Genomic DNA, 26,477 nt, shown 5'->3' with positions numbered 1-26,477 from the left:
CCCTTACCCTACCGCTGCCAACGACATTTCCGCTTTGAGCGACTGACCGCGCGAGGCGCCGACCACCGCATCGACATCGAGGATGAGAGCCACGCGCCCGTCGCCGAGAATGGTTGCGGCGGCAATGCCGGGCACATGGGTGTAGTTGGCTTCCAGGCTCTTGATCACCACCTGGCGCTGACCCTGGATGGCATCGACCATCAGCGCGCGCTGGCCGCCGCCTTCGGATTCCACCAGGAGCGCCACGCCCTCGACGGGGTTGGCCTGAGTTGCACGGAAGTTCAGGATGCGGCCGACATCGACCAGCGGGCAGAAACTGTTGCGGATCGAGATCAGGCGGTGGTTGGCGCCGAAGGAGTGGATCGCGGAAGCTTCCGGCTGGAGGGTTTCGACGATCGCAGTCAGTGGCACGACCAGCGTCTGACCGGCGACGGTGACCACCATGCCGTCGAGAACAGCGAGCGTCAGCGGCAAGCTCATGGTAAAGACCGAGCCGTGGCCCGGCTTGGACGTGATGTTGATGCGGCCGCCGAGCGCCTGGATCGAGCGCTTGACGACATCCATGCCGACGCCGCGGCCCGATATGTCGGAAATCTTGTCCGCCGTCGAGAAGCCTGGAAGGAAGATCAGGTTATCGATTTCCTCGTCAGACAGGTTCGCGTCGGCCGGGATGAGGTCGTTGTCGATGGCTTTCTGGCGGACCTTCTCGCGGTTGATACCGGCGCCGTCGTCGGCAAGCTCGATCAGGATGCGTCCCGAGCGGTGCTTGGCGGTGAGGCGAACCGTGCCTTCGGTGTTCTTGCCGGCGGCTGCGCGTTTTTCGGGGGTTTCGATGCCGTGGTCCACGGCATTGCGGATCATGTGGGTCAGCGGCTCGGCCAGCTTGTCGATGACAGTCTTGTCGACTTCGGTATTTTCACCTTCAGTGATGAGGCGGATCGACTTGCCGGTCATATCGGCGATTTCGCGGACGATACGCGACATGCGCTGGAAGACCGGCTTTACCGGTTGCGCGCGGATCGCCATGACCGAGTCCTGGATTTCGCGGGTGAGCTGCTGCAGCTCCTCGAGGCCCATATTGATCGAGGAGGTGCCCGTTGTGTCGTTCTCGATGACGCTCTGCGACAGCATCGCCTGGTTGATGACCAGCTCGCCGACGAGATTGATGAGGCGGTCGACGCGATCGAGATCGACGCGGATCGTCTGGCCGGCGCCGGCCGCATTGTTCTGGGCGGCGGCGTTTGCGGCGGCCGCAGCGGCGGCTGCCGATTCCTTCTTCTCGACTCGGGCGGCGGCTGCCGCCATCTGCGTGACATTGGAAGCAGTCTCGGCGGCGGCAACGGCAGCAGCGGTATCTTCGGACCGCGCACCGGCGGGCCCCTCTTCCGACGAGCCGGTCTCATCGAGGATCGACAGGTCGAAGGGAACCGGTACCATCGGCAGTTCCTCGTTGCTCGACGCGTCGCCACTTGCCTCCTCGACCGACTTCACCGACAGCTCGCAATCCCATTCGGCGAATTCGAAGACGGCGCGGATGGCATCCTCGCCCTTGTCCGTCTTGAGCGTGACGTTCCAGAAGAAATAGGCAGCCTCCGGATCGAGCTCCTCTAGGCCCGGCAGCTCATCCATATTGCAATAGATCGTCATTTCGCCGAGGCGCGAGAGGTCGCGCAGCAGCAGGGTCGCGTCATTACCCTTGGAATAGAGTTCGTGGCGCGGCTTGAAGGTGATCTCGTATGCCGGCAGTTCGCCCCCCTCGTCGCCGAAATCATCGAAGGAAAAGGGAATCGGCTGAAAGCCGCTGTCATCTGTCGGCTTGGGGGCTGGCGCCGGGGCGGCCGGGGCAGCCTTGGCAGCCGCCTTCGGCGCCGGAGCATCGGCAGTTGCCGAAGGAGACGGCAATTCGCCGTTGGCCAAAGCCTCGAGCTCCTTGACCAGGCCGCGGCTGCGGCTTTCATCGACGCTGCCGCCGTCGCGCGCAGCATTGGTCAGGTCGGCGAGCACGTCGGCCGACTTCAGCATCACCTTCAGGACGTCCTGGGTCGGCTCGAGCTTGTTGGAACGAACGCAATCGAGAGTGGTCTCGAAAACATGGGCGAAGGCGACCAGATCGTCGAGGCCGAAGGCGCCGGCGCCGCCCTTGATCGAATGCACGGCACGGAACACCGCATTGACGGTTTCCGGGTCGCGATCGCCATCATTCATTTTCAGGAGACCGGATTCCAGTTCGGCGAGCTGTTCCTCGCACTCCTGGAAGAAGATCTCTTTGATTTCGTTCATATCCATAGGAGCAAATCCTGGGTTTAAGCGGTTACACGCTCAATGGCATCGATCAGCTTGGCCGGGTCGAAAGGCTTGACGATCCAGCCCGTGGCACCAGCCTGGCGGGCGCGGTTCTTTTTTTCCGCGTCGCTTTCGGTGGTCAGGACCAGGATCGGGATCGCCCGATATTTCTCGTTGCGGCGGACACCTTCGATGAAGCCGAAACCATCGAGACGCGGCATGTTGATGTCGGTCACGATGACGTCAGGATTGGATTCTTCGAGAACCTCGAGGCCCTCGACGCCATCTTCCGCTTGGATCGTCTCGAAGCCGGCATTGTTCAGCGTCACGAGCAGCATGTTTCGGATGGTGCGGGAATCATCCACGGTAAGCACTTTTTTCTTCATTGCCGAATCTCCTTGGCAAGCAGGTGGTCTATATCGAGGCCAACCAGCTGCATGGTTTTCTGAAATGCATCGGACACCTTTGAGAAGGTGAACGGCTGCTTGTCCTGCTCCCAGGTCTTCTCGGCGGACATCAGAACCTGGGCACAAAGAGCGCCGATCCGTTCGACGTCGGAGGCGTCGATCGAAAGACCGCTGCCCCTGAAGGAGAGGAGTTTGTCGCGCAAGGCGGAAGCCTCGTTGAGGTCGAGCACCGCTGTCAAATTCAGCGTCTTGCCACTCTTCTTTGCTACCATCAGCTTTTCCTTGTCCCCTTCTCCCCGGCCCCGAAAGACGAGCTGGGGCGATAATCCGATAGGTTAGTAAACATTCCGCCCACCTCCGGTGCCCGCGACGGGGCGAGGAAGGTCAAAATCGTCATTTTCATATTCGTCCGTTGCCAGTACAGGCCGGGCGATCTCGACCGCGCGCGGCGGCGTCACGCGAGCCGGCGCTGGAGGCGCTGGATGAGCCTTTTCGCGGGCAATGCGGAATTCGCGGATCGTCTGGCCGAGCTCGACGATGACCGTGTGAAGATGATCGGCGCCTTCGGCGGAACGCTCCGCAAAACCGGCGCTGCTTGCCACCTCCGCACCAAGGCCCTTGACGTCTGATGTCACGCCGTCGAGGCTTGCGGCATGTTCGCCGGTCCTCGTGGCGATACCTGCAATAGCGGCGTTGATGTCGGTGACCTGGCGTACAATGTTGCCGATCGAATCCTGTGTGCGGCCGACCATCTGCACGCCGGCATCAACCTGCGCCTTGGTCGTCGTAACCAGCGTCTTGATCTCACGGGCGGCTTCGGCCGAGCGTTGGGCAAGGGCGCGGACTTCCTGGGCGACGACGGCAAAACCGCGGCCGGAATCGCCGGCGCGAGCCGCCTCGATGCCGGCATTCAGCGCCAGAAGATTGGTCTGAAAGGCGATCTCGTCGATCGCGCCGATGATCTGGCCGATCTTTTCGGCCGACTGCTCGATATCGGCCATGGCGCTGATCGCGCGTCCGACGACCTCACCGCTTTCCTCGACCGCAACACGCGTCGAGGCGACCGCCTGTTCGGCAGCGCGGCTGTCGGCGGCGCCGTCGCGCACGCTTCCGGCGATGCCGGCAAGGGCCGCGGCGGAAAGCTGCAGCCGGCCCGCCTGGCCGGACGCCGTGCCGGCGAACTGCCGCGACAGGCCGGCAAGCGACGTGGTCACCGCCTCGGCCTTGGCTGTGCGTTCGGTAATGGCGGCGAATTCGGCCTGTAGTCCATCCAGGGCACCGTTCAGGGCGACGGCAATCCCGGCATAGCCGCCGTCGGCGTCGACAGGCGCGCGCCGTGTCAGGTCGCGGGCCGACAGGCCTTCGATGACATCGCCGAAGATCCGGGCGATCTCCGCTTCACTTTCGGCGCGCTGATCGGCGAGCGCGCGGCTCTGGGCAGCCCGTAGCGCATTGAAGCGGAGCGAAACGGCGATTTCCACGTCGACCATGACAATGCGGACGATAGCCGTCATCAGATCGGAAATTTCGCGCGTGCGGCGCTTGCCCGAGGGCAGCAAAGGGCGGCCGGCGATCTCTTCGGCGAGGCCGGAAAGGACATGTTCCAGCATGACGCCGTGGCCGGCTACGTGCCAGCGCGGGTCGAGGCCCATCTTGCTTTCGGTATCGGAGAGAACCTTGACGCGTTCGGCATAGAGGCTGTCGAAGCGCGCATCCGTCAGCACGTCCCAATGCGAGGACTGCAGATCATGCAGACGATCGATCTGTCTGTCGCTCTCGAAATTGCGCGCAGCGTCGGGATAGGACTGGAACCTGTGGAAGAGATCGCGCAGCCCGGCTTTCAGATGCGCTTCGAGGGCCGGACGGTTACGGCGCACCAGTTCGCACTGATCGGTATCGAGACCGGCAAAACGCAAGCGGTCGCGCAAGCTGCCTGCCTGCGCTCCACGAGCCTGATCTGATGGCATATCCTGCCTCAACGCCTGTCCCCGACCCACTTTCCAGGCGAATGCCCGGCAAAAAGCTTTGCAGCATTCGATGAACGCAAACGCGGAGCCGGTCTTCACCACCGGCGATGACCGGCAGGTAAAAGCCCCTGATCAGCTATGTTTCGAAGCTGTATGAAGAGATGGATACCGGATCGACCCGGTACGGCGGTACGGCGTCATGCCTGGTGGGAACGAGCACATCTTCCCATTCCGACGTGTAGTCCAATGTTTATGGTTAATTCCTTGCCCGAAAGTTAATAAGCCTTTCGCGACGCGGGCTTTTGCAGCAATTCGAGGCAGTTCCCAGGAAATACTTCCGCGGAGTTGCACGGCTGCTACAAGGCACACGCAAGCTCCGTGTTATATCCCGGTCGATAACCAGACATGACGTCGCAAGGACAGAGCAATGATTGTTCTCGGATTGGGTTCCTGCTTGATCGCAATGGGCGTACTTGTCGCCATCGCCCGCCTCGATTTCCTCGCCGCACATCGCGACATCGGCATGCTTCGGGTGTTCTAACACCGTTCTTGGCCGAAAGCCGGCCGATCCCATTCCCCGTTGGCAGTCCGGCGCCTTTGGTGTAATCGCACTCGCGCCTTTCATGTCAGCGGAACACTCGGTTCATGTCCCCCAGATCTGGTCTCCTCATCGTTCTCGGCTTCACGCTCTGGCGCGTCGTCACGCTGCATTTCGATGCGACGGATCTGTTTGTTGACGAGGCGCAATACTGGTTCTGGTCGCAAAATCTCGATCTCGGCTACTATTCCAAGCCGCCGATGATCGCTTGGGTGATCCGGGCGATGACCGAACTCTCCGGCTCCAACACCATTTATTTCATCAGGCTCGCGGGGCCGCTGATCCATATGGCCGCAGCATTGGTGCTGATGAAGGTGGCGAAGCGCTTCGTCGGGCCGGAGATCGAGGGCTGGACGGGCGCCACCTACATCACGCTGCCCGGCGTGGCGCTTTCCTCGGTGTTCTTCTCGACCGACGTCATACTGCTGTTCTTCATCGCGATCGCCTTGTTTGCCTATTTCGGCCTGACGCAGCGGCGCTCAATCGGACTGGCGCTCGTCATGGGCCTCGGGGTCGGCCTCGCCTTCCTGACGAAATATGCCGTGTTGTTCGTCGTACCGGGCGGCGCGATCGCTCTCCTCCTCATTCCTTCGGCGCGCATCTCCATTCGGGATTTCATCGTCGCGGTCGCGGTCGCGGCGGTCGTCGCCCTGCCGAACCTTTGGTGGAACCTGCAGCACGACAATACGACGGTACGCCATACGCAGGACATCGCTCATTGGAGCGACCTCGGCATCAATCTCCGCCGCGGACTGGAGTTCTTCGCCGCCCAATTCGGCGTCGTCGGCCCGATCGTATTTTTCGCCATGCTCTGGGCGGTCTTTCGCATGATAAAGCGCAGGAGCGACGATCGGGAGAAGATGCTGATCTGGCTGTCGATGCCGGTGGTGGTGCTGATCACCCTGCAGGCGACGGTTGCCAAAGCCTACGCCAACTGGGCCGTCACCGCTTATGTCGCCGGAACCCTGCTTGCCGTCTGGTTGCTTTACCGCCTCTGGCCTAAGGGGCTCAGGCTGTCGCTGACCATCAACGGCATCGCAAGCCTGCTCTTCCCGCTGGCGACGATCTTTGCGCAGCAATTGTTGCTGCCGAACGGCGACGAATTGATGAAGCGCTATCTCGGCCGCGCCGAGGTCAGCCGCGAAGCGGGAGCGCTTGCAAGCCAAACGGGCACCGACATCATCGTCACCGACAACCGCGATATGGTTGCAGACCTCTTCTATACGCTGCGCGATTCATCCTACAGGATCTACGCGCGGGCGCCCGCGGGCCTTCCGGAGAGTTATTACGAGCAGGAATTCGCCTTGCCCGCCGACATTGCCGGAAAGGTGCTTTTCCTGACGGATGGCCCACTTACCTGCGCCAACGAAACGCCCGAAGTGCTGAGGGACTGGCGGCCCACGAAGGGCTATTACAAGGGCAAGACGCTCTACATCTACAGAGTCTCTGCTGCCTGCCTGACGCCCTGAGCCGGCTCAGCCTGGCCGTTCGGGCAGGCTGAGTCCGGTGCCCGCACCTGCTATCTCCACGAACCTGAAGCTGCCTTGCTCGAAGGCGAGGTGCAGCTGCGCCTCCGTCGCACGACGGATGCCGTGATGCATGCGACCGCTTCTCGAAGGTGCAAGGCACGAGGAAACGGCAGCGTCCGCGCTTCGGCAGCGGATGCGGGTGCCACTCAGGAGGACGACGGCGTCCGAGCGCGCTTACCGGCCACGCAATCCTCATCGCTTACGGCCGGGTCGGCAAGATCGTCGCACAGAATCTCAAATCGTCAGGCACGCCCTTCCTCGTCATCGAGGATTCCGACAAGCGCATCGGCGAATTGAAAGCGCATGGGATCGAAGCCTGCGCCCATTCCGACGCCAAGGTCGATGAACTGAAGCAATACGGCGCCGACACCGTCATCATGGGCGAACGCGAAATCGCGCTTGGCATGGTTGACCGGCTGGCTCAAGTGCATCATGAGAGTGTTTCCTATGAAGACAGGCGGGAGCCTGATACAATTATCCCGACGGGCACTGCTCCGCCGGAACGAGAATGAGAGATTGGCGCGCTTTTGAGCCGATACAGGAGTGACATCGCCGGGACGGAGGAGATGGAGCTGGATCAGCACCGTCTGACGAGCAGTATCGCCGCTTCCCTTCTCTTCGCCATCCTTGCCTATATGGGTCTGCTTTTCGGCGGCAATCTCATCGTCTCGCCGGCCACTGCCGTCAATACGCTTTCCTCTTCCGGCCGCGATCCGCAGCCGCAGCAGCTGAGCGCGCGCGATGCCGTGCGCGGTGTGCTCGCCGCCGAACGCAAGCTTGCGACGAAGCAGACCGCCTACGACGCCGGAACGCCTACCCTTGCCGCCGCCCCTGCCATCGATTTTGCCGTCTGGTGCATCGGCGCTCCTCTCACGGCATTCGAACCTCCGCTTCATCGAGCGGTATCCAGGGCACATCAAGCGCGCGCACCGCCGATCGTCGCCTGAGGCCTGCGCCGAGCGGCGCTTCCGATATTGACACGACATGCCGCCAGCGCCCGGGCGCCGGCCCTGGATTATCTAAGGAATACAACATGCGCAATTCACCATGGCTGGTGTTCACCTATACGGTGATCATCGTGATCGGCCTATTGATCGCCCTGCCGAACGTCCTGCCGCAGTCCGTCCTCCAGCGCATCCCCGCATGGCTGCCGCATGAGCAGGTGTCACTCGGCCTCGACCTTCGCGGGGGTTCGCACCTCGTTCTGGAAGTCGACGAGGCGGACCTGACCAAGGAGCGGCTGCAATCGCTGCTTCAGGACGCCCGCCGCGTCCTGCGCGAAAAGGGCATCCAGCCGAAAGCCGTCGTGCGCAGTCAGAACCAGATCGTCGTGACGCTCGCCGATGCCGCGCAGAGCGATGCGGCCGTCACCGAACTCAGGACGCTCGCCAACCCGATCAGCACCGGCCTCAGCGCCGGCCAGGCGGATCTCAATGTCACAGCGAACGGAGCGACCATCACCGTCGGCTTCTCGCCGGCCGGCATCTCCGCCAATGTCGACAACGCCGTCCAGCAGAGCCTTGAAGTCATCCGCCAGCGCGTCGACCAGGTCGGCGTCTCCGAGCCGACCATTCAGCGCATCGGCGCCAATCGCGTGCTCGTGCAACTGCCCGGCGCGCAGGATCCGACGCGGCTGCGCCAACTTCTCGGCTCCACGGCGAAGATGTCGTTCCACATGCTGTCGCCGAACAACCAGCCCGGCCCCGGCGTCACCATGCTGAAGGACGATGAAGGCAACTCCTATCCGGTTCTCGACCGTGTCGAAATATCAGGCGACCGCCTTTCGGATGCCCGCGTCAGCTTCGACCCCAACACGCGCGAACCGATCGTCAGCTTCCGCTTTGACAGCGCTGGCTCCACCCGCTTTGCCGAGATCACCCGTCAGAACGTCGGTAGCCCCTTTGCCATAGTCCTCGACAACAAGGTGCTGAGCGCGCCCGTCATCCGCGAGCCGATCACCGGCGGTTCCGGCCAGATTTCCGGCAACTTCTCGGCCGACAGCGCCACGACGCTTGCCGCCATGCTGCGCGCCGGCGCCCTGCCCGCCAAGCTGACTGTTATCGAGGAGCGCACGGTCGGCGCCGATCTCGGCGCTGATGCCATCAAGATGGGTCTCTACTCCGGCATCGTCGGCTTCGCCCTTGTCGCAGCCTTCATCTTCGTGCTCTACGGCAGCTGGGGCATCCTGGCGAATGTGGCGCTGCTGATCCACACGATCCTGACCCTCTCGGCCCTGACGCTGGTCGGCGCAACACTGACGCTGCCCGGCATTGCCGGTGTCGTTCTCGGCATCGGCCTCGCGGTCGACGCGAACGTTCTCATCAATGAGCGTATCCGTGAAGAGACCCGCAAGGGCAGAGGCGCCTTTGCCGCCATCGATACGGGCTTCAACCGTGCCTATTCGACCATTATCGACGGCAATATGACGGCCCTGATCGCGGCAAGCATCCTGTTCTTTTTCGGTTCCGGGCCGGTTCGCGGCTTTGCGGTGACCATGGCGCTCGGCCTCATCATCTCGATGTTCACCTCGGTCGCCTTCGTTCGCGTCGCCATGATCGAGATTACCCGCCGCCGCAAGTTCAAGGTGCTGAACATCCGGCCGTTGATCCCCTTCAGCCCTTACGACAAGCATATCCAGTTCATGAAGGCGCGCTTCTTCGGCGTCACCGTTTCGGCGCTGCTTTCGATCGCCTCCGTCGCGCTCTTCATCTATCCCGGCCTCAACTACGGCGTCGACTTCCGCGGCGGCATCCAGATGTCGGTCAAGACCCAAGGGACCGCCGATCTCGCGAAATTCCGCGAAGGTCTGGACAGTCTCGGCCTCGGCGAAATCACGCTGCAATCCTTTGGCGGCAACAACAGCATTCTCGTTCGCGCGCAGCGCCAGGAGGGCGGCGAAGAGGCGCAGACCGCGGCAGTCACCAAGCTGAAGGCGGAAGTCGCCAAGATCGATCCGACCGCCACCGTCGAAGGCACCGACGTCATTGGCCCGAAAGTCAGCGGCGAGCTTGCCTCGGCCGGCATTCTGTCGGTGGTGATCGCGAGCTTGGCGATGCTCCTATATATCTGGGCGCGTTTCGAATGGCCGTTTGCCGTCGGCGCCATCGTTACGCTGGTGCTCGACGTCACCAAGGCGATCGGCTTCTTCGCAATCACCGGCCTCGACTTCAACCTCACGGCCATCGCCGCCATCCTGACGCTCGTCGGTTACTCCGTGAACGACAAGGTCGTGGTGTATGACCGCATGCGCGAAAACATGCGGCTCTACAAGTCGATGCCGCTGCGCGAGATCATCGACAAGTCGATCAACGAGACCCTGGCGCGAAGCCTTTACACCAATGCGACGGCCTTCCTCGCCCTGGTGCCGATGGCGATTTGGGGCGGCAGTGCAGTCTCGAGCTTTGCAATCCCGATGGTCTTCGGCATTCTGGTGGCCGGCGCCTCGTCGATCTTCATCGCCGCACCTATCCTGCTCTTCCTCGGCGACTGGCGCCGCCGCCACGCCAAGGCGGTACCGGCAACCGATGCGGCTGCCGAAATCATCCCGCCGGAAGAGGGCCGCTCGCGCAAGTCAGCGACCTGAAAAACGGGTTGTTAACGCATCCTTGAAGAGGGCGCCGGTTGCAGAGCCGGCGCCCTCTTTTTATTGTTGCCTATTGCCAGGATGAAATTATGCAGCAATTCAAGATATTACAGCGTCCGTCGCGCGGCTGAAAGCCGCCGCGAGGCCGCAGCAGAGATCGGGGAAACCGCGAGATGTCACCCAACCCGACGAAACCGCTTGAAACCAATATTGCCGGCGACAACGAGGAGCGCATCAAGCGCTTTCTCGCAACCGCCTCGCACGACCTGCAATCGCCGCTCCGCCATATCGCCATGTATGCCGAGCTGCTGCTCGACGATCTCGAGGAGGCGCTTGAGGACGAACAGCTTCAGAGCCTCAGGATGATCATCGAAAAGGCGCAAGCCGCGCAGCGACTCACCAAGGCACTGATGAGCCTTGCCGGTGGAGCGCCGCAGGTGACGCCTGAATTGGTCGACCTGACGGCCCTGGCCGAAAAAATCTGGAGCGAGCTCATCGAGGAGACGGGGGCTCGGGACGCGACACTCGCAAGCCAGAGACTTCCCTCGATCCGTACCGACCCCACGCTGTTCGGTCTGGTGCTGCGGCAGCTCATTTCCAACGCCCTCACCTATCGGAGCTCGTCGCCGCCGCATGTGGCCATGACGGCGGAGCGAGAGGGGGCGAGCTGGTTGATCCGGATTTCCGATAACGGCATGGGCATCGATCCCGCTTATCGAGAGCGGATCTTTGACCCGTTCTGGAAATTGCCGAACGCGGGGGCAGCCTCCGGCGCCGGCCTTGGACTGACGACGGCACAGGAGCTTCTGAAGGCGCTTGGCGGGGATATAAGTCTCGAACATTCTGACGAAAGCGGCAGCCGCTTCATCATCCGCCTTCCCGCCGGCTGAAAGCGCGTTGGCATTTTCAGATTTGCTGGACGTGCTTTAAGTCCCAGTCTTTGCGTATGTTTTTACCGCAGAACCGACGTGCAATTTTGCGCGGTTTAAATGCTGTAATCGTCCTTCCAGAAATCCGGAACATCGTAGTTCACATATTCGCGGATGATGTGCTGCAGCGTCTGAACGTCGATCTCGTCCTTGCCGATGCGGAAATCGACGCCGTAATCCGGGAATTCCTGAAAATAGCCGCCCGATATGTCGGTGGAGACGACGCCGATGGGGCCGGTATAGCCGATGCCGCGCAGTTCCGGCACCGTCTCTCGGAAGTCGGCATTTGGCAGAAGGCGATTGTCGAGCAGGATGAGATCGAAGCGCGCCGCGCGGATCTTTTCCAGTGCGTCACCGAGCGACGGCGAATATTCGACATCGACCGCCGGCTCGGAGAGATCGGCGATCTTCTTCTTGAGCGCACGGAATTCGATGAACTCGTCGTCGACGAAAAGAACCTTTACGGCATTCTGTCGGACCGTTTTGGTTATCATTTCATCTTCCTCAGTCCCGAAGCCAATTTTCACGAAACCAACCCATTCCTCAAGGCGATTGCCACCATGTGGACGCGGTTCACGGCGTCGAGCTTACGCGCGGCCGCAGTGATATGCGAATTGACCGTATGTTCGGACAAACCCAGAATGATGGCGATTTCGGCCGAAGTCTTGCCTTCGCTGGTCCATTTGACGATTTCTGATTCGCGCTGGGTCAACCGTCCGGACATTTCCTGCGTCAGGATTTCCTCGTAGAGCTTGTCAAAAATGCGCATGGCATCAAGAAGTATGTCGGCGATCTCGCCCTGATCCGGCTCCTCACGCTCGCCGCTGAGCACGAGGCAATATCGCCGCCCTTCCGGCGTGAACAGCGGGATGAAGAGGAAGACGCCGCTGCGGAACTCGTTGAAAAGCAGATCGGAGGGATAGGCTTCCGGCTGCACGCTCCTGCCGTGGACAGGCGTTGCCAGAAACTGTGCGCTTTTTGCCCGGACGGTCCCAAGCGCCTCCTTGAGCGTCGCAATGAAAAGGCCGACACTTCGCTCGGCGACATTGGTGATGACGATATCGCGTTCACCGAACGGAGCCGAGGCCTCGGAAATGCGGGCAAGAGCGAAATTGTCGAAGCGGTAATGCTGCGCCGCCGCTTTCAGCAGACGGAAAAAATCGGTGCGGTTGATCGCCCGGCTAAGCTCCGGCCCGGCATGAAAAGGAGTTGCCGCGGCATTGCTCATTCCCACTCTTCCTCTCCTCCCGCCATGCCCGCGATCCCGAAATCTTGGGATATACGTCTTAAACGCGAACAGCTACAAAAATTGCGAGACGGTTGATGAGAGATATCGAAACGGGGACTTTCGGTATGTAAGGCGGATATCATCAAATGTCTCAACTACAGGTGATGCACGGGCAGATATACTGAGGGGCAGTAGTTCTTACCTGGGTGTCGTAAATCTTCCCGCATTCAACATCCATGAATGCGAGAAGGCAGTGCCAGACGTAAGCGCGAGAGAGCCGATAGGCCTATCAGCTAAGGGGTTGGCTGAAGTTCGTGGCGGCGAACGCGGGCCATTCGGTTCTCTCAGCGCTTATCTTTACGTTCCGTCCTCTACGTTTCGGTTGCATCTTGGGATGCACACTCGGCCTTGTCAATCGCGGCTTGTCATATCGCCCGAACGACCGCCAGGAAACGCGCCATTCTGCCTTCGCAGTTTCCTACACTTCCAGATTGAGAACGATCGCTGCGAGGTCAAGCGGCTTCTCGAGGTAAAAATCGGCGCCGGCTTCGAACGCGCGCGTGCGGTCCTCATCCGCATCCGATCCGCTGCAGATGGCGAGACGCATGGTTCTGAAACGATCGTCCGCGCGCAGGCTGCTTACCAGGCCGATGCCGCTGTCGAGGGGCATGTAGAGATCGGCGACCAGCAGCTCCGGCGGGGCCCAGCCTTCCGCGACTCGCTGCTTCAGCGCCTCCAGTGCCGTCTCGGCGGTCGAAAAACAGAATAGATCGACGTCAATCTGCTGCTTCTTGCGGATATAGTCGAGATAGAAGAGATCATCCCTGCTGTCGTCGACGTAAACTATCGTAGGCATCCGGCACCGTGATCTGGGGTATTGTTCGAATGAACCTCTCTGTCCTTGGACGTCACGATATCGCGATTTCACGAAAATTCGATCCATCCGCTCGAAAAATCATTTCGGAAAAAGCGCGGAGGCGGCGCCGGCTGCCTATTGAGTATTCCTTGATTTCGGAAAAAATGGCCGCGCGAACCGAGAGAGGATACGCGGGTGCAGGATAAGGGCAACGTGGACCTGCAGGACCAGCGGAGGCGATGGCGCTACCGGGCCTTCGCGATCGCGGTCGGCTGCCTGATGTCCCTTCTTGGGGTGAGTGCCCTTGCCGGCTGGCTGCTGCAGATCAAGCTCATCATTTCGCTCTTCCCCGGCTTTCCATCGATGGCCTTCAACACGGGGCTCTGCTTTGTGCTTTCAGGCCTTGGGCTCGCCGCTTCGACGCTTGCTGCCCGTCGCTTTCGCATAGCGGCAACGATCATGACGGGGCTCGCAGCGGCGATCGCGGCGGCGCGGCTCGTGGAAATCGCGACGGTCGGCCGGGCCGTCCATCATGTCGACCAGCTGATCACCCGCTTGGTGATTCCACCCGATTTCATTGCAGAGATCGGCGGCGGCATGGGGCCGAATACGGCGCTGATCTTTCTGATTGCCAATCTTTCGCTGCTGCTCTCGCTCCATGTGGGCAAGTCGAGAAACCAAGTGGTGCAGGAGCTGACGAGCTATGTCGTCGTCACGCTCGGCATGATCGCGCTCGCCGGCTATCTCACCGACGCCGAACAGGGCTACCGCTGGGGGCGCTATGCGGCAATGGCGTTGCACACGGCGATAGGCTTGGTGCTCTTCGGCTCGGGCCTGCTGGCCCGCTCCTGGTGGATGCAGCCGGCAAACAGGGCACAGATTCCGCTCTGGATTCCTGCGGCAGTCTGCTTCACCGGGCTTGTCGTCGATCTCTATACCCCGCTTGGCCTTGCCAACGGTATTCTTTACGTGCCGCTGGTGCTGACGGCGCTCTGGTTCGGCAACAGGAATGCGCCGCTCTTCTTCGCCTTTGCCTGCACAGTGCTCCTCATGCTCGGCTTCTTCGCCGTCAGACACGACGAGGCGACATTCTGGCAAGAGATAGCCAACCGCATCATCACGACCGCCACCCTCTGGCTGATCGCCATTCTCGTCTTCTATTTCCTGCGCAACAACCACAATCTGGAAGCCGAACGCGTCCGTTTCGGCGCGCTGGTGCGCAGCACGCCGGATGCCGTCATCGTCATCGACGAGCGTGGGACGATCAAGAGTTTCAATCCGGCGGCCGAGAGCATGTTCGGCTACTCCCCGCAGGAAACGATCGGCCGAAACATCAAGATGCTGATGCCCGAGCCCTATCACTCCGAACATGACGGCTATCTCGCCCACTACCATCAGACCGGCGAGGAGCGCATCATCGGCACGACGCGGATGGTCTCGGGGCGGCGCAAGAACGGCATCGTCTTTCCAATCGAGGTTTCCATCAGCGTCGTCGTCAGCGGCCAGACCAAGACCTTCGTCGGCATCGTGCGCGACATCAGCGAGCGCGTGCGGCAGGAAGAACGGATGAAAACGACGCTTTCGCAGCTCGAGGCGTACACGGCCGAGCTCGAGCGCAGCAATCACGACCTCGACGAATTCGCCTATATTGCTTCGCATGATCTGAAGGAACCGCTGCGCGGCCTGCACAACCACTCTCGCTTCCTTCTCGAGGATTATGAGGACAAGATCGACGAGGACGGCGTGCGGCGGCTGAACCGGCTCGTGCGTCTCAGCCAGCGGATGGAGAAGCTCGTCAACGACCTGCTCTACTTCTCCCGGCTCGGGCGTCAGCAGCTGGCGGTCAAACGCACCGATATCGGCCTGATCGTCAAGGACGTTGTCGCGACGATGGAGCTTCTGCTGGAAGAGCGGCATGCCAAGGTCGTCACCGATGGCCGGCTGCCGGAGGTGGTCTGCGACGCGCCGCGGCTGACCGAAGTGTTCCGCAATCTCATCACCAATGCAGTCAAATACAACGACAAGTCGGCGCCGCTGATCTCGATCGGCTATCTCGACCGGTACGTCGGCAAAGACGGCACGGTTGCCCGCAACGTGTTTTTCGTTAGGGATAACGGCAAGGGGATACCCCAGGAATTCCATGAGGATATTTTCCGCATTTTCAAACGTCTCGAAAAATCGCAAGATTCCGAGGACGGGACCGGGGCAGGCCTCACCTTCGTCCGCAAGATCATCGCGCGGCACAACGGCGATATCTGGCTGGAGTCCGAAGTCGGCGTCGGCACCACATTCTATTTCACCTTGGGAAAGAAGCGCGAGGGCCAGAATGCAGCAGCGTGACACGCAACCGATCCTGATCGTGGAAGACAGCGAAGACGACTTCGAAGCGACGATGCGCGCCTTCAAACGCACCAATCTGCGCAACTCGATCCGCTGGGCGGCTTCGGGCCAGGAAGCGCTCGACATGCTCGCCGCGATGGTGCCGAAACCAGGGCTGATCCTGCTCGATCTCAACATGCCCGGACTCGACGGTCGCAAGACGCTCCAGGCGATCAAGTCGAACGACGGCTGGCGCAAGATCCCGGTGGTGATCCTGACGACATCGGACGATGAACGCGACATTGAGGGCTGCTACGCGCTCGGCGCCAACACCTATGTGCAGAAGCCGGTCGATCTGGACGGCCTCTTCGCCGCGATCCAGCGGCTGAAGGAATACTGGTTCGAAATCGCGATCCTGCCGCTCGAGGACTGACAGTTTGGCGGAAGACTGCTGCATTCTCATCATCGACGACAACATCGACGACCGCGAGCTCTACCGGCGCATACTGGGCCGCGTCTCGAGCACGGCGTATACGGTCCTGGAGGCGGAGACGGGTGAAGAGGGTCGTGCGCTCAACCGCCGGAAACGGCCGAACTGCATCCTCCTCGATTACTCGCTGCCGGGACGCGACGGACTCGGCGTACTTGCCGACTTATTGGAGGACGATCCGGTCGCCAACGTCATCATGCTGACCGGCCAGGGCAGCGAGACCATCGCCGTAGAGGTGATGAAGAGCGGCGCGCGCGACTATCTCACCAAGGATTCCCTTTCACCCGAAACGCTGCATCGCTGCATCCAGAATGCCATCATGCACGGCATGCTGGAAGCGCAGCTGGAGCAGAAGCGGCAATCGCTCGAGATATTCACACGCGCCATGGCGCATGATCTCAAGGAGCCTCTACGGACGATCAAATCCTTCAGCCGGATCCTGCACGGTTCTGCAGTGCTTCCGGCCGAAGACCGCGAGCTGCTCGATTACGTGCTGAGCGCCGCCGAGCACATGGAAGATCTGATCGTCAAGGTCTCGAACTTCACCAAGCTCGAAGCCTATGGTGGGCCGGAGCTGAAGCCGATTTCACTGTCTGACGTGCTCGGCCAGGTGGAGGACAACCTGCGCCAGCAGACGGAGAGCCGCGGGGCCGTCATCATCCGCGGGCCGCTGCCGGAGGTGATGGGCGATGCAACGCTGCTGACCCAGCTTTTGCAGAACCTGGTGTCGAATGCCATCCGCTATTGCGATCAAAAGGTTCCGGAGATCAGAATCGCCGGCGAAGCGCGGGGAGATACCTGCCGCCTGACCGTGCGTGACAACGGACCGGGCATCGATCCCCAGCACCGCGAGCTGATCTTCCAGCCGTTCAAACGGCTGGTCGGGCGCGGCATCGAGGGCACCGGGCTCGGCCTTGCCATCTGCCGCCGTATCGCGCAGCTGCATGGTGGTTCTATCTGGTGCGAACCGGACAAGGGGCCTGGTGCCACCTTCATCGTCGAAATGCCGCTCGCCGAGGCGCGGCCCGCACCGCCTATCGCATCAGCGGTTGCGCCCGGCGTGAAGCCGGCGGAGCAGCCGGGCGAAGGTTCCGGCAGGCTTGCCGAAGTGCTGCTGGTCGAAGACAGCCCCGCCGACATCCAGATTCTGAAGATCAAGCTGATGCGGCGAGAGAAGGTAACCTTCAACCTGCATGTCGCCACCAATGGACGCGAGGCGATGCGGCTGCTCGAAGAACGCGCAGGCATAGCCGACGTGCCGCAGATCGACCTGATGCTGCTCGACATCAACATGCCGATCATGGACGGCTTCGAGGTGCTGCACGCGCTTTCGGCCGATGCTCGTCTGAAACGGATTCCCGTCTGCATTCTCAGCACCTCAAGCGATGAGACCGACGTGCAGCGGGCCAGAAATCTCGGCGCGCGCGCCTATATGGTGAAGCCGCCGACCCTGCAGCAACTGGAAGAGGCGCTCGAAGATGTCGATCATCTGGAATTGCTGCAGCGCGGCGATTCGCTTGCACTTTGTGCGGAACAAAACTAAGCGGTGGTCATTGGCAACGGTATGACTTTCGCAGCTCTCATACTCGCGCTCCTGACGACGCATCAATCAGGACTGCTCTCGATGGTATCAGGCATACATCACGTTACGGCCATCACTCGAAAGGTGCAGGCGAACGTGGATTTTTACGCCGGCTTTCTCGGCATGCGGCTCGTCAAGCAGACGGCCGGCTACGAAGATGCGACACAGCTCCATCTCTTTTACGGCGATTCGGCAGGCACGCCGGGTTCGCTCGTCAGCTTCCTCGTCTGGGAGGACGGCGCGCCCGGCCGGGCGGGCTACGGCCAGATCAGCGAAATTTCGCTGGCGATCGATCCGGCGAGCATCGGCTACTGGCTGACGCGCGCCATGAGCTTCGGCCTGCGCTCGGAAGGACCCGCCGACGAATTCGGCGAGCCTGTTCTCAGGCTGAAAGACCCAGACAATATCATTCTCAAGCTCGCGGGTGCAAAGGCCCTGACATCACAGGCCGTCTGGGACGGCGCCTCCATCCCGGTTGAGCATGCCGTCAAGCGTGTGCGCGGCGCAACCATGCTGACGGAAAAGCCGGCCGAGAGCCGCAGCTTCCTCGAGCGCCATTTCGGCTACCGCTTCCAGGCCAACCGCGGCACGATCGACAGGCTGGTTTCGCAGTCGGGCGACGTTATGGACGTGCGCGATGCTCGCGGTTTCTGGTCCGGCGCGCCGGGAACCGGCACCGTCGATCATGTCGCCTTCCGGGCTCCCGATGAGGACACATTGCGTTCGGTATCCAAGGCGCTGGAGGCAAGTGATGCATCGCCGACCAACATGCACGACCGCAAGTATTTCCACTCGCTGTATGCCCGCGAGCCCGGCGGCACGCTGGTGGAGCTTGCAACCGACAAGCCCGGCATGATTGTCGACGAGGAGCATGCAGCCCTCGGCACCAAGCTGTTCGCGCCGCCCGAAGCGATCACCAATCTCAAGGACCTGAAGGTGGTGCTGCCGCAGTTTTCGATGCCCGGCGAGCCGCGCATCAATTACCGCGAGCTGCCATTCGTCCATCGCTTCTACACGCCGCCGAATCCTGACGGCAGCGTCTTCGTGCTCCTCCACGGTTCGGGCGGCAATGAGACGACGCTGATGCCGCTCCTGAACAAAGCGGCACCGCGAGCAACACTGATGGGCGTACGGGGCCGCGCGACTGAAGAAGGTTTCCCGCGCTGGTACAAGCGCATTACACCCTTCTCCTTCGACCAGGACGACATCAAGACCGAGGCCGAAGCCTTTGCGGCCTTCATCGAAGGCGCCGTCAAGTCCTACGGTCTCGATCCAAAGAAGGTCGTTTATGTCGGCTATTCCAACGGCGCCAACCTCCTGAACTCGCTGCTTTACCTGCACCCGAACCTCGTTCACAAGGCCGTGCTGCTGCGCTCCATGCCGGTTCTCAGCGACTATCCGCATGCCGATCTGAAGGGTACGGACCTGCTCGTCATCAGCGGTAAGACGGATGCCTACGGCAAATATGCGAGCGAGCTGGAGGAAAGGCTGAAAAGTTCGGGCGCCACAGTCGATTCCGACGTCATCCCCGGCGGCCACGATCTCGGCGATGCCGATGTGCCGATCATCCAAAAGTGGCTGTTACAGAATATGGGCGATGATCCACCGCCGCTGGAGCAGCAAGCGGTCAAACCGACGAGCGAGACGTTCGGGCAACCATGATGCCGGCGAGCACCACCGCGGCACCCAGCGCCTGCATCGTCCCTATCGCTTCATCGAGCAGCGCCCAGGCGAGAATGGCGGCGACGACCGGCTGCAGCAGCAGCGTAAGCGATGAAAAGGCTGGTGGCAGATAGGCCAGCGCATAGGTGATCGCCACCTGTCCGCCGGCATGGCTGACAAAGGCGAGGCCGAAGAGGATCGACCACCCATAGAGGCTCGCCGGCAACATCTGGTCTTCAAAGAAGAAGGCTATCGGGAAGATGCAGACGGCAGCCGATGCCGTGCTCCACAGCATGATGCGGATCGTATCGAACCGGCTGCGTAGCCTGCCGATCGCCAAGATATAGCAGGCATAGAAGAAGGCGGCGATCATCGCGGCACCATCGCCGCGCAAATCGCCATTGCCGAGCCCTGCCGGTCCGCCCTTCAGAATAACGACACCGGCGAGTGCCAAGACCAGCCCCAACAGGAAGACGCCGCCGGTTCTCGCCTTGAAAAACAGGACGGCGATCAGTGTGACAAAAACAGGCGCGAGGTTTGCCAGCAGCGTCGCGTTGGCGACTGAAGTCATGGTGAGCGAAAGATGCCAGGCGGCCAAGTCAAGCGCCAGCATCAGGCCGGGAAGAGTCAGCAGACCGTAATCGGAAAGATTTCGCGGCTTCGGCCCCGCATCCTTTTTCATGAGAGAGACGATGAAGATCGGGATCAGCGCCAGCGCCACGCGCCAGAAGGCAGTGGCCATGGGCCCGGCTTCGGACAGCCGGACGAAGATTGGCGAGCCGCCGATCGCCGCGCCGCCAAGAACGAGCGCAGCAAGGGCCAGACGATTGGCAGGCGAGGCTTCGGAGAGTGTGGAAGCAGTCTGCGACATGATTTCGATATTTCTGATTGCCTGAAAGACCGGCGGCGGGCCATTGACTGCCGAGTGCGTAGCAGAAGTCGATCGCCGGCGACAGTCGAAGAACGACATCGGAACGGAAAATCAGACCGGCTGGATGTTCGTCGCCGCCAGCCGCAGCTTTGCGGCGATTTCTCCTGCGACGAAGAAGGCATGCTCGGTCACCTGCGGCAGCCCCATCAGTTCGCCGAAAGTGCCGCGGGCCAGGGGACCGGAAATCAATAGGGAAGGTTCCGCCTTCCCCGACGGGCCAATCGCCTCCGAACGCTCAGTGCAGGCAAGGCCGAGGCCTGTGGGATCAAGCGACAGGTGGCCGCGCGCCGCAAGTGCCGCGAGCCAGGGCTGGGTTTCGAGAATGCCGCCATGCGCCGGGCCGGTGGTGACGACGACGGCATCATAGCTCTGCTCCAGCGACTGTCGCCGATGGCGCGGCTGCAGGGTGCAAACAACTAGCTCGCCTTCAATGCGCGCATCGGCGACCAACCCGGCAAGAATTTCCAGGCGACCGGCAGCAATCGCTGCGTCGAGCACAGCTTCCACCTGTGGCGCGATGCGGAAGCGATGCACATCCCAATAGGGGCGCAGATGGCGGACGAGACGGCAACGTTCGGCAACCGGCATCGCCTGCCAGAGATCGTATCCCTGCGCCCGCACCTGATCGATCACGCCATGCCAGCTTATGCCCTGTGCCTCCGCAGCTCTTATGGCCGCGCGGATTTCTGTCAGCAGCGAAACGGCGGAATGTGCCGCGTCGGAGAGGAAATCGCCGAAGAGCGGCTGCGGAACCGGCGCATGCCCGCGCGAGCGCAGACCACGGCGCGAGATTGCCGTCACCTGACCGGGATGACCGCGTTCGGCAAGCGAGGCAATGACATCGGCTGCGGTCAAGCCATTGCCGATGACCAGCACCCGGTCGTGGGAACGGATCACCTGGAGCGCGCCCGGCTTCGTAGTGTCTGCGACGAACCGGGGATGGGCGGCAAGGCGGGTCGCAAGCCGGCCCGGTGCCGCCGGCGGCGGGTGGCTGGTGGCGATGGCGACGATGTCGGCCTGTGTCACGCCGCCGCTTTCGTCGCGGATCAGCCATCGGCCGGTCCGGCGCTCGACATGGGTGACCGAGGTGCGGCAATGACGCACGCTGCCGTCTTGCAGCAGGGGTTTCAGAAGCGAGGCGACATAGTCGCCGAAGAGTCGGCGTTGGGGAAAGAGGAGGCCATCGGGGCGTTTTGCCTGCGGGTCGCAGGCGACGGCATCTCGGGCCTCGATCCAGGCCTGGAACTCGCCATGGTCGTCGGGCTGCAGGCTCATTTTGGCGGCGGGAACATTGATTCGGTGGGCAGGGTCGTCCGTGTCATAGGCAAGACCGCGGCCGAGCTCCGCGCGCGGCTCGAAGACCACGATGACGGGACGCTCGCAACCGTTTGCACGGGCGAGATGATAGGCGACACCCGCGCCGGAGACGCCACCGCCGATGATGGCGACGACGGGCTGGTCGGACATCGACAGAGGATTGGGCTGCATGATGGCCGACACCGTTAGTTCGATGCTCGAGCATAGAAGCCAGACAGGACTCACGCAATCCTCCGGCCACAATTGTCTATAATATTTGTGAAGATCAGCCTTGTTCCACTATCGTGGTCGAGAATTCGGGAGTGCCACGGATGGTGTTGCTGACCGTGCAGATCTCGTCTTCGGCGGCATCGACGATCTTGCGGCGGGTCTCTTCGTCGAGATCGCCGGTGATCGAGAAGACGATGTTGAATTTTGCAACGCGTGAGAGCCCTTCCGCCGCCTTTTCGCCAGTGACGTCGACCGTGATCTCGCTGATCCTGTCGAGAACCCCCATCTGACTGGCTGCAATGCGGGCGCTGAGCACGAGACAGGCCGAGAGCGAGGCATAGAGCAGATCGAGCGGGCTGAAGCCCGGCTGAGAGGGCGCGGTGACGATATCGATCTCACCCCTGGTGGTGGAAGTGACATGCGGAAAGCCGGTGCGACCGAGGGTGGCGGTAGCGCCTGTCGGACGGGGGCGTCCCTTGAGATCGGCCATGAAAAATCCTCTGACAAAGGTCTCGCAGAGATAGCGACTTGCGCCTCGGCCCGCAACGGCACCGCTTGATAACGGAACCTTTCAATCCGCCATCAGTTGATTACACCTGAACGAAATCAGTGACAAAGGTGCATAGCGATGCCGCATGTCCGCAACATGCATCGTCAGGACCGGCGAATGGACGCTCGCGACCGGCTGATCGTCGCTCTCTATGCACAGCTGAAGGCCGAGCGGGAAACACGCGAGACCTTGGAATGGGCGATCCGCAACGGCGCCATCTCGAAGGAGGTGCTGGAGGCGATCGCCGCCGATCCGGTCCCCGTCATCACCAGCGAGGACATCGCCTCCCTGGAAAAAATCATCGCGCTCGACGAAAGGCGCAAACCAAATCGGAACTAGAGCGTGATGCCGAAACCGTTCGCGATTCGGCGGCATCATGCCCGCTATCGAATTGAAAAGAGGAGATTCGAAATGGCCGATATCACCTATCAGGTCGTGCCGCATGACAATGGCTGGGCATACAAGCTCGGCGACACGCTGTCGGAAACCTATGCAACGGCTGAGGAAGCGATAGTCCGCGCCAAGGATGCCGCGTCGCGTCAGAAAATCGGCGACGGCGACGCATTGCTCGCCTATCCTTCACCCGACGGCGGCTGGGCATTCCAGGAGCTCGAAACCGACAAGAGCAGCAGTCGGCTCTGACTTGCGACGGAGGATGGAATGGCCGCGCGGGCAAGCTGGAAAGGTCATCTCAAGGTAGGCGACCTTGCTTGCGCCGTCGGACTATATACCGCCATCTCCTCCTCCGACCGCGTTTCCTTCAACATCATCAACCGCAGGACCGGTCACCGGGTGGAACGGCGATTCGTCGACAGCGATACCGGCAAACCGGTCGAGCGGGACGATCAGGTCAAGGGTTACCAGATGGAGAATGGCGACTACATCGTCATTGAAGGCGAGGAGATCGCCGAGATCGTGCCGGAAAGCGACAAGGTGCTCAATGTCAAAGCTTTCATCGCCTACGACGATATCGACAAGCTCTATTTCGACCGTCCCTATTACCTTGCGCCCGTCGACGAACATGATGAAGAAGCGCTGTCGCTCATGGTCCGCGGCATGCGCGACGGCAAGGTCGCGGCGCTGGCCGAAGCCGTGCTTTTCCGGCGCAACCGAACGCTGCTGATCCGGCCGCATGATAGTCACATCATCGCGACCATGCTGAACTTCGACTATGAGGTGCGCTCGGCCGATACGGTCTTCAAGGATATTCCCGATATCAAATTCGACAAGGAGATGCTCGAGCTCGCCGGTCACATCATTGAAACAAAACGCGGCAGCTTCGATCCGAGCGCCTACGAGGACCGCTACGAAGCGGCCCTCGTCGAATTGGTGAGAGCAAAGATAGAGGGCCGGGCGCCGCCGAAGAAGAAACCGGCACCCGAAAACAAGGTCGTCGACCTGATGGAGGCGCTGCGCCAGAGCGCCAAGATGAGCGGCAAGGCGAAGAAGGCGCCGGCAAAAAAGAAGGCGCCAGCGCGCAGCGACAGCCAAAGGACGAAGGCAGGCTGAGATGGCTCTCGAAACCTATCAGGCGAAGCGCAATTTCAAACTCACGCCGGAGCCGCGCGGCGGCAAGGGCCGCAGCAGCGGCAACAGTTTCGTCATCCAGAAGCATGACGCAACGAGGCTGCACTATGACTTCCGCCTGGAGATGGACGGGGTGCTGAAGAGCTGGGCGGTGACGAAAGGGCCGAGCCTCAACCCTGAGGACAGACGCCTTGCCGTACATGTGGAAGACCACCCGCTTTCCTATGGCGATTTCGAAGGCATCATTCCAAAAGGACAATATGGCGGCGGCACTGTTATCGTCTGGGATCGCGGCAACTGGACGCCGGTCGGCGATGCGCAACAGGCCTATCGCGAAGGCCATTTGGAATTCGAGCTCGACGGCGAAAAGCTGAAGGGCCGCTGGCATCTCGTGCGCATGCATGGGCGGCCTGGGGAAAAGCGGGAGAACTGGCTGTTGATCAAGGGAGACGACGCCGAGGCGCGTCACGACGGCGACATTCTCAAGGAGAGGCCGGAATCGGCAAAGACCGGCCGCCAGCTCGAAGAGGTGGCGGAAAATCCGGATGCCACCTGGAAGTCCAACTCGAAAGACGGCAAGGCAGCTGCAGCCGAAGGGCCGGTGTCAAGGGCCGAAGCCGCCGCACCACGAGAACGCGAGTGGCCGAAGGGTGCGCGCAAGGGCGCAATGCCCGATTTCATCGAACCGGCGCTTGCCAAGCTGAAGCCGAAGCCGCCGGCTGGTGATCGCTGGATCCACGAAATCAAGTTCGACGGCTACCGGCTGCAGGTCAGGATCGAGAACGGCGAGGTCAGGATGTTGACCCGCAGCGGACTCGACTGGACGGAGAAATTCGGCAACGACGTACTCGAGGCCTTTGCCGCCCTGCCGGTACAATCGGCGGTGATCGACGGCGAAATCGTCGTCGAGCGCGATAGCGGCGCCTCAGACTTCTCGGCACTGCAGCACGATCTGAGTGAAGGCCGCGATGATCGCTTCGTCTTCTATGCCTTCGATCTTCTTCACCTCGACGGCTATAATCTGGTGAATGCGGCGCTCCTCGATCGCAAGCAACTGCTCGAAAGCCTGCTGCCCGGCGATCATGACAAGCTGCGCTACAGCGGGCATTTCAACGAAAGCGGCGGCCTGGTGCTCGACCATGCCTGCCGGCTCAGCCTCGAAGGGGTGATTTCCAAACTCCGCGACAGCAAATACACGTCGGGACGCAAAGGCGACTGGATCAAATCGAAATGCTCGCACCGGCAGGAATTCGTCATCGGCGGCTACGTGCCGTCGACATCGATGAAGAATGCGATCGGCTCGCTGGCGATGGGCTATTACCAGGCCGGCGAACTCAAGCATGTCGGGCGCGTCGGGACCGGATATACGGCAGCAACCGCGCAAATGCTCTATGAGAAACTGTCGCGTCTGACGCAGAACGAGAATTCATTCGACGACAAGCTGACATCAGAGGAGCGGCGCGGATTGATTTATGTGAAGCCGCAGCTGGTCGGCGAGGTCGAGTTCCGCGCCTGGTCGGCCGACGGCAATCTGCGCCACGCGGCTTTCCGTGGCCTGCGAGAAGACAAGCCTGCAAAAGACGTGACGCGCGAGACGGAAAAGACCATGGCCCCTCCCCTGCCGAAATCAGCGGTGACGCTCACCCACCCCGACCGCATCTACTGGCCGGACGACGGCGTCACCAAGGAGGGGCTGGCAAATTATTATGCCCAGGTCTGGCGCTTCATGGCGCCCTATGTCGTCAACCGGCCGCTGGCGCTCTTGCGCCTGCCGGACGGAATCAGCGGTCGGCAGCGGTTTTTCCAGAAACATGCCTGGAAGGGCATGAATCCGCATATTGAGGAGATCACCGATCCCAAGGACAAGCAGGGAGAGAAGCTGCTGCGCATTACCGATTTCGACGGCATCGTTGCGCTCGTGCAATCGGCAGCGCTGGAAATCCACCCCTGGGGTACGACGACCAACAATTGGGAAAGGCCAGATATGATCACGATGGACCTCGATCCCGATGACGAGGTGGAGTGGAAGGATGTGATCGCCGCTGCTTACCAATTGAAGGAACGGTTGGAGGCCGAGGGACTTGCCGCCTTCGTCAAGACCTCAGGCGGCAAGGGGCTGCATGTGGTGACGCCACTCACGCCGAAGGCCGGCTGGGTCGAGGTGAAGGCTTTTGCCAAATGGCTCGCCGACAGCATGTCCGCCGACCATCCCGACCGCTATCTGGCGACGGCAACGAAGGCAAAGCGCAAGGGGAAGATTTTCATCGACTATCTCCGCAACGGTCGCGGTAACACGGCGGTCGCGCCATATTCAACACGAGCACGGCCGGGCGCAGCGGTCTCGATGCCGCTGGAATGGAGCGAGCTGACCCCCGACGTCGGACCGGCCTACTTCACCGTGGACACCACGCCGACCCGGCTCGACGCGCTGCCGCGAGATCCCTGGGAAGGTTTTTTCGCGGCGGCGAAACCATTGGAAAAGAAGAAGCGGTAGGCGAAAACCTGCCAG

At 61.4% G+C, this 26,477-nt stretch carries 21 protein-coding genes and 3 pseudogenes; 13 read left to right on the top strand and 11 right to left on the bottom strand.

The features are described from left to right. Window positions 1-3: 3 nt before the first annotated feature. The 4 genes from FFR93_RS27735 to FFR93_RS27720 all read right to left on the bottom strand — a co-directional run bounded on the left by FFR93_RS27735 (window position 4) and on the right by FFR93_RS27720 (window position 4,657). Entirely contained in the window at window positions 4-2,286 is a 2,283-nt protein-coding gene (locus FFR93_RS27735; protein ID WP_138395512.1) for a chemotaxis protein CheA, read from the bottom strand. Window positions 2,287-2,303: 17 nt separating this feature from the next. Continuing rightward, window positions 2,304-2,669, bottom strand: a complete 366-nt coding sequence (gene cheY1, locus FFR93_RS27730; protein ID WP_003570362.1) for a chemotaxis response regulator CheY1 — start codon at window positions 2,667-2,669, stop codon at window positions 2,304-2,306. Beyond that, window positions 2,666-2,962 carry an STAS domain-containing protein gene (locus FFR93_RS27725; RefSeq protein ID WP_064709845.1) on the bottom strand — a complete coding sequence of 99 codons (297 nt, stop codon included), beginning with the start codon at window positions 2,960-2,962 and terminating at the stop codon, window positions 2,666-2,668. The genes cheY1 and FFR93_RS27725 overlap by 4 nt, the downstream gene beginning before the upstream one ends. 63 nt (window positions 2,963-3,025) lie before the next feature. Further along, the gene (locus tag FFR93_RS27720) at window positions 3,026-4,657 is read right to left on the bottom strand and encodes a globin-coupled sensor protein (protein WP_138395511.1); all 1,632 of its coding nucleotides are present in this window, start codon (window positions 4,655-4,657) and stop codon (window positions 3,026-3,028) included. Window positions 4,658-5,302: 645 nt separating this feature from the next. On the opposite strand from FFR93_RS27720, the gene FFR93_RS27715 reads away from it, so the two are divergent. Continuing rightward, the gene (locus FFR93_RS27715; protein WP_138395510.1) at window positions 5,303-6,724 is read left to right on the top strand and encodes a glycosyltransferase family 39 protein; all 1,422 of its coding nucleotides are present in this window, start codon (window positions 5,303-5,305) and stop codon (window positions 6,722-6,724) included. Window positions 6,725-6,730: 6 nt separating this feature from the next. Here FFR93_RS27715 and FFR93_RS41610 read toward each other — a convergent pair. Continuing rightward, window positions 6,731-6,862 (bottom strand): annotated as a pseudogene (locus FFR93_RS41610) (transcriptional regulator); the annotation flags it as partial. Between FFR93_RS41610 and FFR93_RS27705 the strand changes: the two are divergent. The 4 genes and pseudogenes from FFR93_RS27705 to FFR93_RS27690 all read left to right on the top strand — a co-directional run. Then, window positions 6,855-7,296: pseudogene (locus FFR93_RS27705) on the top strand (NAD-binding protein); the annotation flags it as partial. The pseudogenes FFR93_RS41610 and FFR93_RS27705 overlap by 8 nt on opposite strands. Window positions 7,297-7,350: 54 nt before the next feature. Beyond that, window positions 7,351-7,731, top strand: coding sequence for a hypothetical protein (locus FFR93_RS27700; protein WP_138395509.1), 381 nt, complete (start codon window positions 7,351-7,353; stop codon window positions 7,729-7,731). Window positions 7,732-7,817: 86 nt separating this feature from the next. Further along, window positions 7,818-10,367, top strand: coding sequence for a protein translocase subunit SecD (gene secD / locus FFR93_RS27695; RefSeq protein WP_138395508.1), 2,550 nt, complete (start codon window positions 7,818-7,820; stop codon window positions 10,365-10,367). Window positions 10,368-10,540: 173 nt separating this feature from the next. Then, window positions 10,541-11,257: an ATP-binding protein gene (locus tag FFR93_RS27690; RefSeq protein WP_138395507.1), complete on the top strand. Its 717-nt coding sequence runs from the start codon at window positions 10,541-10,543 to the stop codon at window positions 11,255-11,257. A gap of 95 nt (window positions 11,258-11,352) precedes the next feature. Here the strand turns inward: FFR93_RS27690 and FFR93_RS27685 are convergent, their stop codons facing one another. The 3 genes from FFR93_RS27685 to FFR93_RS27675 form a co-directional block, all read right to left on the bottom strand. Next, complete coding sequence (locus FFR93_RS27685) at window positions 11,353-11,790, bottom strand: response regulator (protein ID WP_064709838.1); 438 nt, start codon at window positions 11,788-11,790, stop codon at window positions 11,353-11,355. 29 nt (window positions 11,791-11,819) lie between these two features. Then, window positions 11,820-12,524 (bottom strand): helix-turn-helix transcriptional regulator, encoded by a 705-nt coding sequence (locus FFR93_RS27680; RefSeq protein ID WP_138395506.1) that lies wholly within the window; start codon window positions 12,522-12,524, stop codon window positions 11,820-11,822. A 478-nt stretch (window positions 12,525-13,002) separates the two neighbouring features. Next, the gene (locus tag FFR93_RS27675; protein ID WP_064710768.1) at window positions 13,003-13,380 is read right to left on the bottom strand and encodes a response regulator; all 378 of its coding nucleotides are present in this window, start codon (window positions 13,378-13,380) and stop codon (window positions 13,003-13,005) included. Between the two features lie 195 nt (window positions 13,381-13,575). On the opposite strand from FFR93_RS27675, the gene FFR93_RS27670 reads away from it, so the two are divergent. The 4 genes from FFR93_RS27670 to FFR93_RS27655 are packed head-to-tail and all read left to right on the top strand — an operon-like array spanning window position 13,576 to window position 19,433. Then, a complete protein-coding gene (locus FFR93_RS27670) occupies window positions 13,576-15,720 on the top strand; it encodes a PAS domain-containing sensor histidine kinase (protein ID WP_064710767.1) in 2,145 nt (714 codons plus the stop codon). Continuing rightward, window positions 15,707-16,132, top strand: coding sequence for a response regulator (locus FFR93_RS27665; protein WP_064709834.1), 426 nt, complete (start codon window positions 15,707-15,709; stop codon window positions 16,130-16,132). Before FFR93_RS27670 ends, FFR93_RS27665 begins: the two co-directional genes overlap by 14 nt. Window positions 16,133-16,136: 4 nt before the next feature. Continuing rightward, window positions 16,137-17,732, top strand: a complete 1,596-nt coding sequence (locus tag FFR93_RS27660) for a response regulator (protein WP_138395505.1) — start codon at window positions 16,137-16,139, stop codon at window positions 17,730-17,732. Between the two features lie 21 nt (window positions 17,733-17,753). Continuing rightward, window positions 17,754-19,433, top strand: a complete 1,680-nt coding sequence (locus FFR93_RS27655) for a VOC family protein (protein ID WP_246661366.1) — start codon at window positions 17,754-17,756, stop codon at window positions 19,431-19,433. On the opposite strand, the gene FFR93_RS27650 is transcribed toward FFR93_RS27655, so the two are convergent. From FFR93_RS27650 to FFR93_RS27640, 3 genes and pseudogenes are all read right to left on the bottom strand, one after another. Next, window positions 19,399-20,304 carry a DMT family transporter gene (locus FFR93_RS27650; protein WP_138395503.1) on the bottom strand — a complete coding sequence of 302 codons (906 nt, stop codon included), beginning with the start codon at window positions 20,302-20,304 and terminating at the stop codon, window positions 19,399-19,401. The two genes, FFR93_RS27655 and FFR93_RS27650, sit on opposite strands and share 35 nt — an antisense overlap. Before the next feature lie 111 nt (window positions 20,305-20,415). Then, window positions 20,416-21,899 (bottom strand): annotated as a pseudogene (locus tag FFR93_RS27645) (FAD/NAD(P)-binding protein). 47 nt (window positions 21,900-21,946) lie between these two features. Beyond that, on the bottom strand, window positions 21,947-22,381 hold the full coding sequence (locus tag FFR93_RS27640) for an OsmC family protein (protein ID WP_138395502.1): 435 nt from the start codon (window positions 22,379-22,381) through the stop codon (window positions 21,947-21,949). A 138-nt stretch (window positions 22,382-22,519) separates the two neighbouring features. Here FFR93_RS27640 and FFR93_RS27635 point away from each other — a divergent pair, with 138 nt between their 5' ends. The 4 genes from FFR93_RS27635 (at window position 22,520) to ligD (ending at window position 26,462) form a co-directional block, all read left to right on the top strand. After that, window positions 22,520-22,780: a hypothetical protein gene (locus FFR93_RS27635; RefSeq protein ID WP_138395501.1), complete on the top strand. Its 261-nt coding sequence runs from the start codon at window positions 22,520-22,522 to the stop codon at window positions 22,778-22,780. 72 nt (window positions 22,781-22,852) lie between these two features. Then, window positions 22,853-23,083 carry a DUF2188 domain-containing protein gene (locus tag FFR93_RS27630; RefSeq protein WP_138395500.1) on the top strand — a complete coding sequence of 77 codons (231 nt, stop codon included), beginning with the start codon at window positions 22,853-22,855 and terminating at the stop codon, window positions 23,081-23,083. A gap of 18 nt (window positions 23,084-23,101) precedes the next feature. After that, the gene (locus tag FFR93_RS27625) at window positions 23,102-23,950 is read left to right on the top strand and encodes a Ku protein (RefSeq protein WP_138395499.1); all 849 of its coding nucleotides are present in this window, start codon (window positions 23,102-23,104) and stop codon (window positions 23,948-23,950) included. A 1-nt stretch (window position 23,951) separates the two neighbouring features. Continuing rightward, entirely contained in the window at window positions 23,952-26,462 is a 2,511-nt protein-coding gene (ligD, locus tag FFR93_RS27620; RefSeq protein WP_138395498.1) for a DNA ligase D, read from the top strand. Window positions 26,463-26,477 lie beyond the last annotated feature (15 nt).

It is taken from the genome of Rhizobium sp. MHM7A, from assembly GCF_005862215.1.
Classification (GTDB): domain Bacteria; phylum Pseudomonadota; class Alphaproteobacteria; order Rhizobiales; family Rhizobiaceae; genus Rhizobium; species Rhizobium bangladeshense.
The sequence above is the reverse complement of the archived record's forward strand: the minus strand, read 5'-3'. Positions and strand labels throughout refer to the sequence as shown.

Excerpts from the sequence above, each read along its gene's own strand:
- FFR93_RS27735 (WP_138395512.1), bottom strand. The coding sequence starts at position 2,286 with ATGGATATGAACGAAATCAAAGAGATCTTCTTCCAGGAGTGCGAGGAA.
- cheY1 (WP_003570362.1), bottom strand. The coding sequence starts at position 2,669 with ATGAAGAAAAAAGTGCTTACCGTGGATGATTCCCGCACCATCCGAAAC.
- FFR93_RS27725 (WP_064709845.1), bottom strand. The coding sequence starts at position 2,962 with ATGGTAGCAAAGAAGAGTGGCAAGACGCTGAATTTGACAGCGGTGCTC.
- FFR93_RS27720 (WP_138395511.1), bottom strand. The coding sequence starts at position 4,657 with ATGCCATCAGATCAGGCTCGTGGAGCGCAGGCAGGCAGCTTGCGCGAC.
- FFR93_RS27715 (WP_138395510.1), top strand. The coding sequence starts at position 5,303 with ATGTCCCCCAGATCTGGTCTCCTCATCGTTCTCGGCTTCACGCTCTGG.
- FFR93_RS27700 (WP_138395509.1), top strand. The coding sequence starts at position 7,351 with ATGGAGCTGGATCAGCACCGTCTGACGAGCAGTATCGCCGCTTCCCTT.
- secD (WP_138395508.1), top strand. The coding sequence starts at position 7,818 with ATGCGCAATTCACCATGGCTGGTGTTCACCTATACGGTGATCATCGTG.
- FFR93_RS27690 (WP_138395507.1), top strand. The coding sequence starts at position 10,541 with ATGTCACCCAACCCGACGAAACCGCTTGAAACCAATATTGCCGGCGAC.
- FFR93_RS27685 (WP_064709838.1), bottom strand. The coding sequence starts at position 11,790 with ATGATAACCAAAACGGTCCGACAGAATGCCGTAAAGGTTCTTTTCGTC.
- FFR93_RS27680 (WP_138395506.1), bottom strand. The coding sequence starts at position 12,524 with ATGAGCAATGCCGCGGCAACTCCTTTTCATGCCGGGCCGGAGCTTAGC.
- FFR93_RS27675 (WP_064710768.1), bottom strand. The coding sequence starts at position 13,380 with ATGCCTACGATAGTTTACGTCGACGACAGCAGGGATGATCTCTTCTAT.
- FFR93_RS27665 (WP_064709834.1), top strand. The coding sequence starts at position 15,707 with ATGCAGCAGCGTGACACGCAACCGATCCTGATCGTGGAAGACAGCGAA.
- FFR93_RS27655 (WP_246661366.1), top strand. The coding sequence starts at position 17,754 with ATGACTTTCGCAGCTCTCATACTCGCGCTCCTGACGACGCATCAATCA.
- FFR93_RS27650 (WP_138395503.1), bottom strand. The coding sequence starts at position 20,304 with ATGTCGCAGACTGCTTCCACACTCTCCGAAGCCTCGCCTGCCAATCGT.
- FFR93_RS27640 (WP_138395502.1), bottom strand. The coding sequence starts at position 22,381 with ATGGCCGATCTCAAGGGACGCCCCCGTCCGACAGGCGCTACCGCCACC.
- FFR93_RS27635 (WP_138395501.1), top strand. The coding sequence starts at position 22,520 with ATGCCGCATGTCCGCAACATGCATCGTCAGGACCGGCGAATGGACGCT.
- FFR93_RS27630 (WP_138395500.1), top strand. The coding sequence starts at position 22,853 with ATGGCCGATATCACCTATCAGGTCGTGCCGCATGACAATGGCTGGGCA.
- FFR93_RS27625 (WP_138395499.1), top strand. The coding sequence starts at position 23,102 with ATGGCCGCGCGGGCAAGCTGGAAAGGTCATCTCAAGGTAGGCGACCTT.
- ligD (WP_138395498.1), top strand. The coding sequence starts at position 23,952 with ATGGCTCTCGAAACCTATCAGGCGAAGCGCAATTTCAAACTCACGCCG.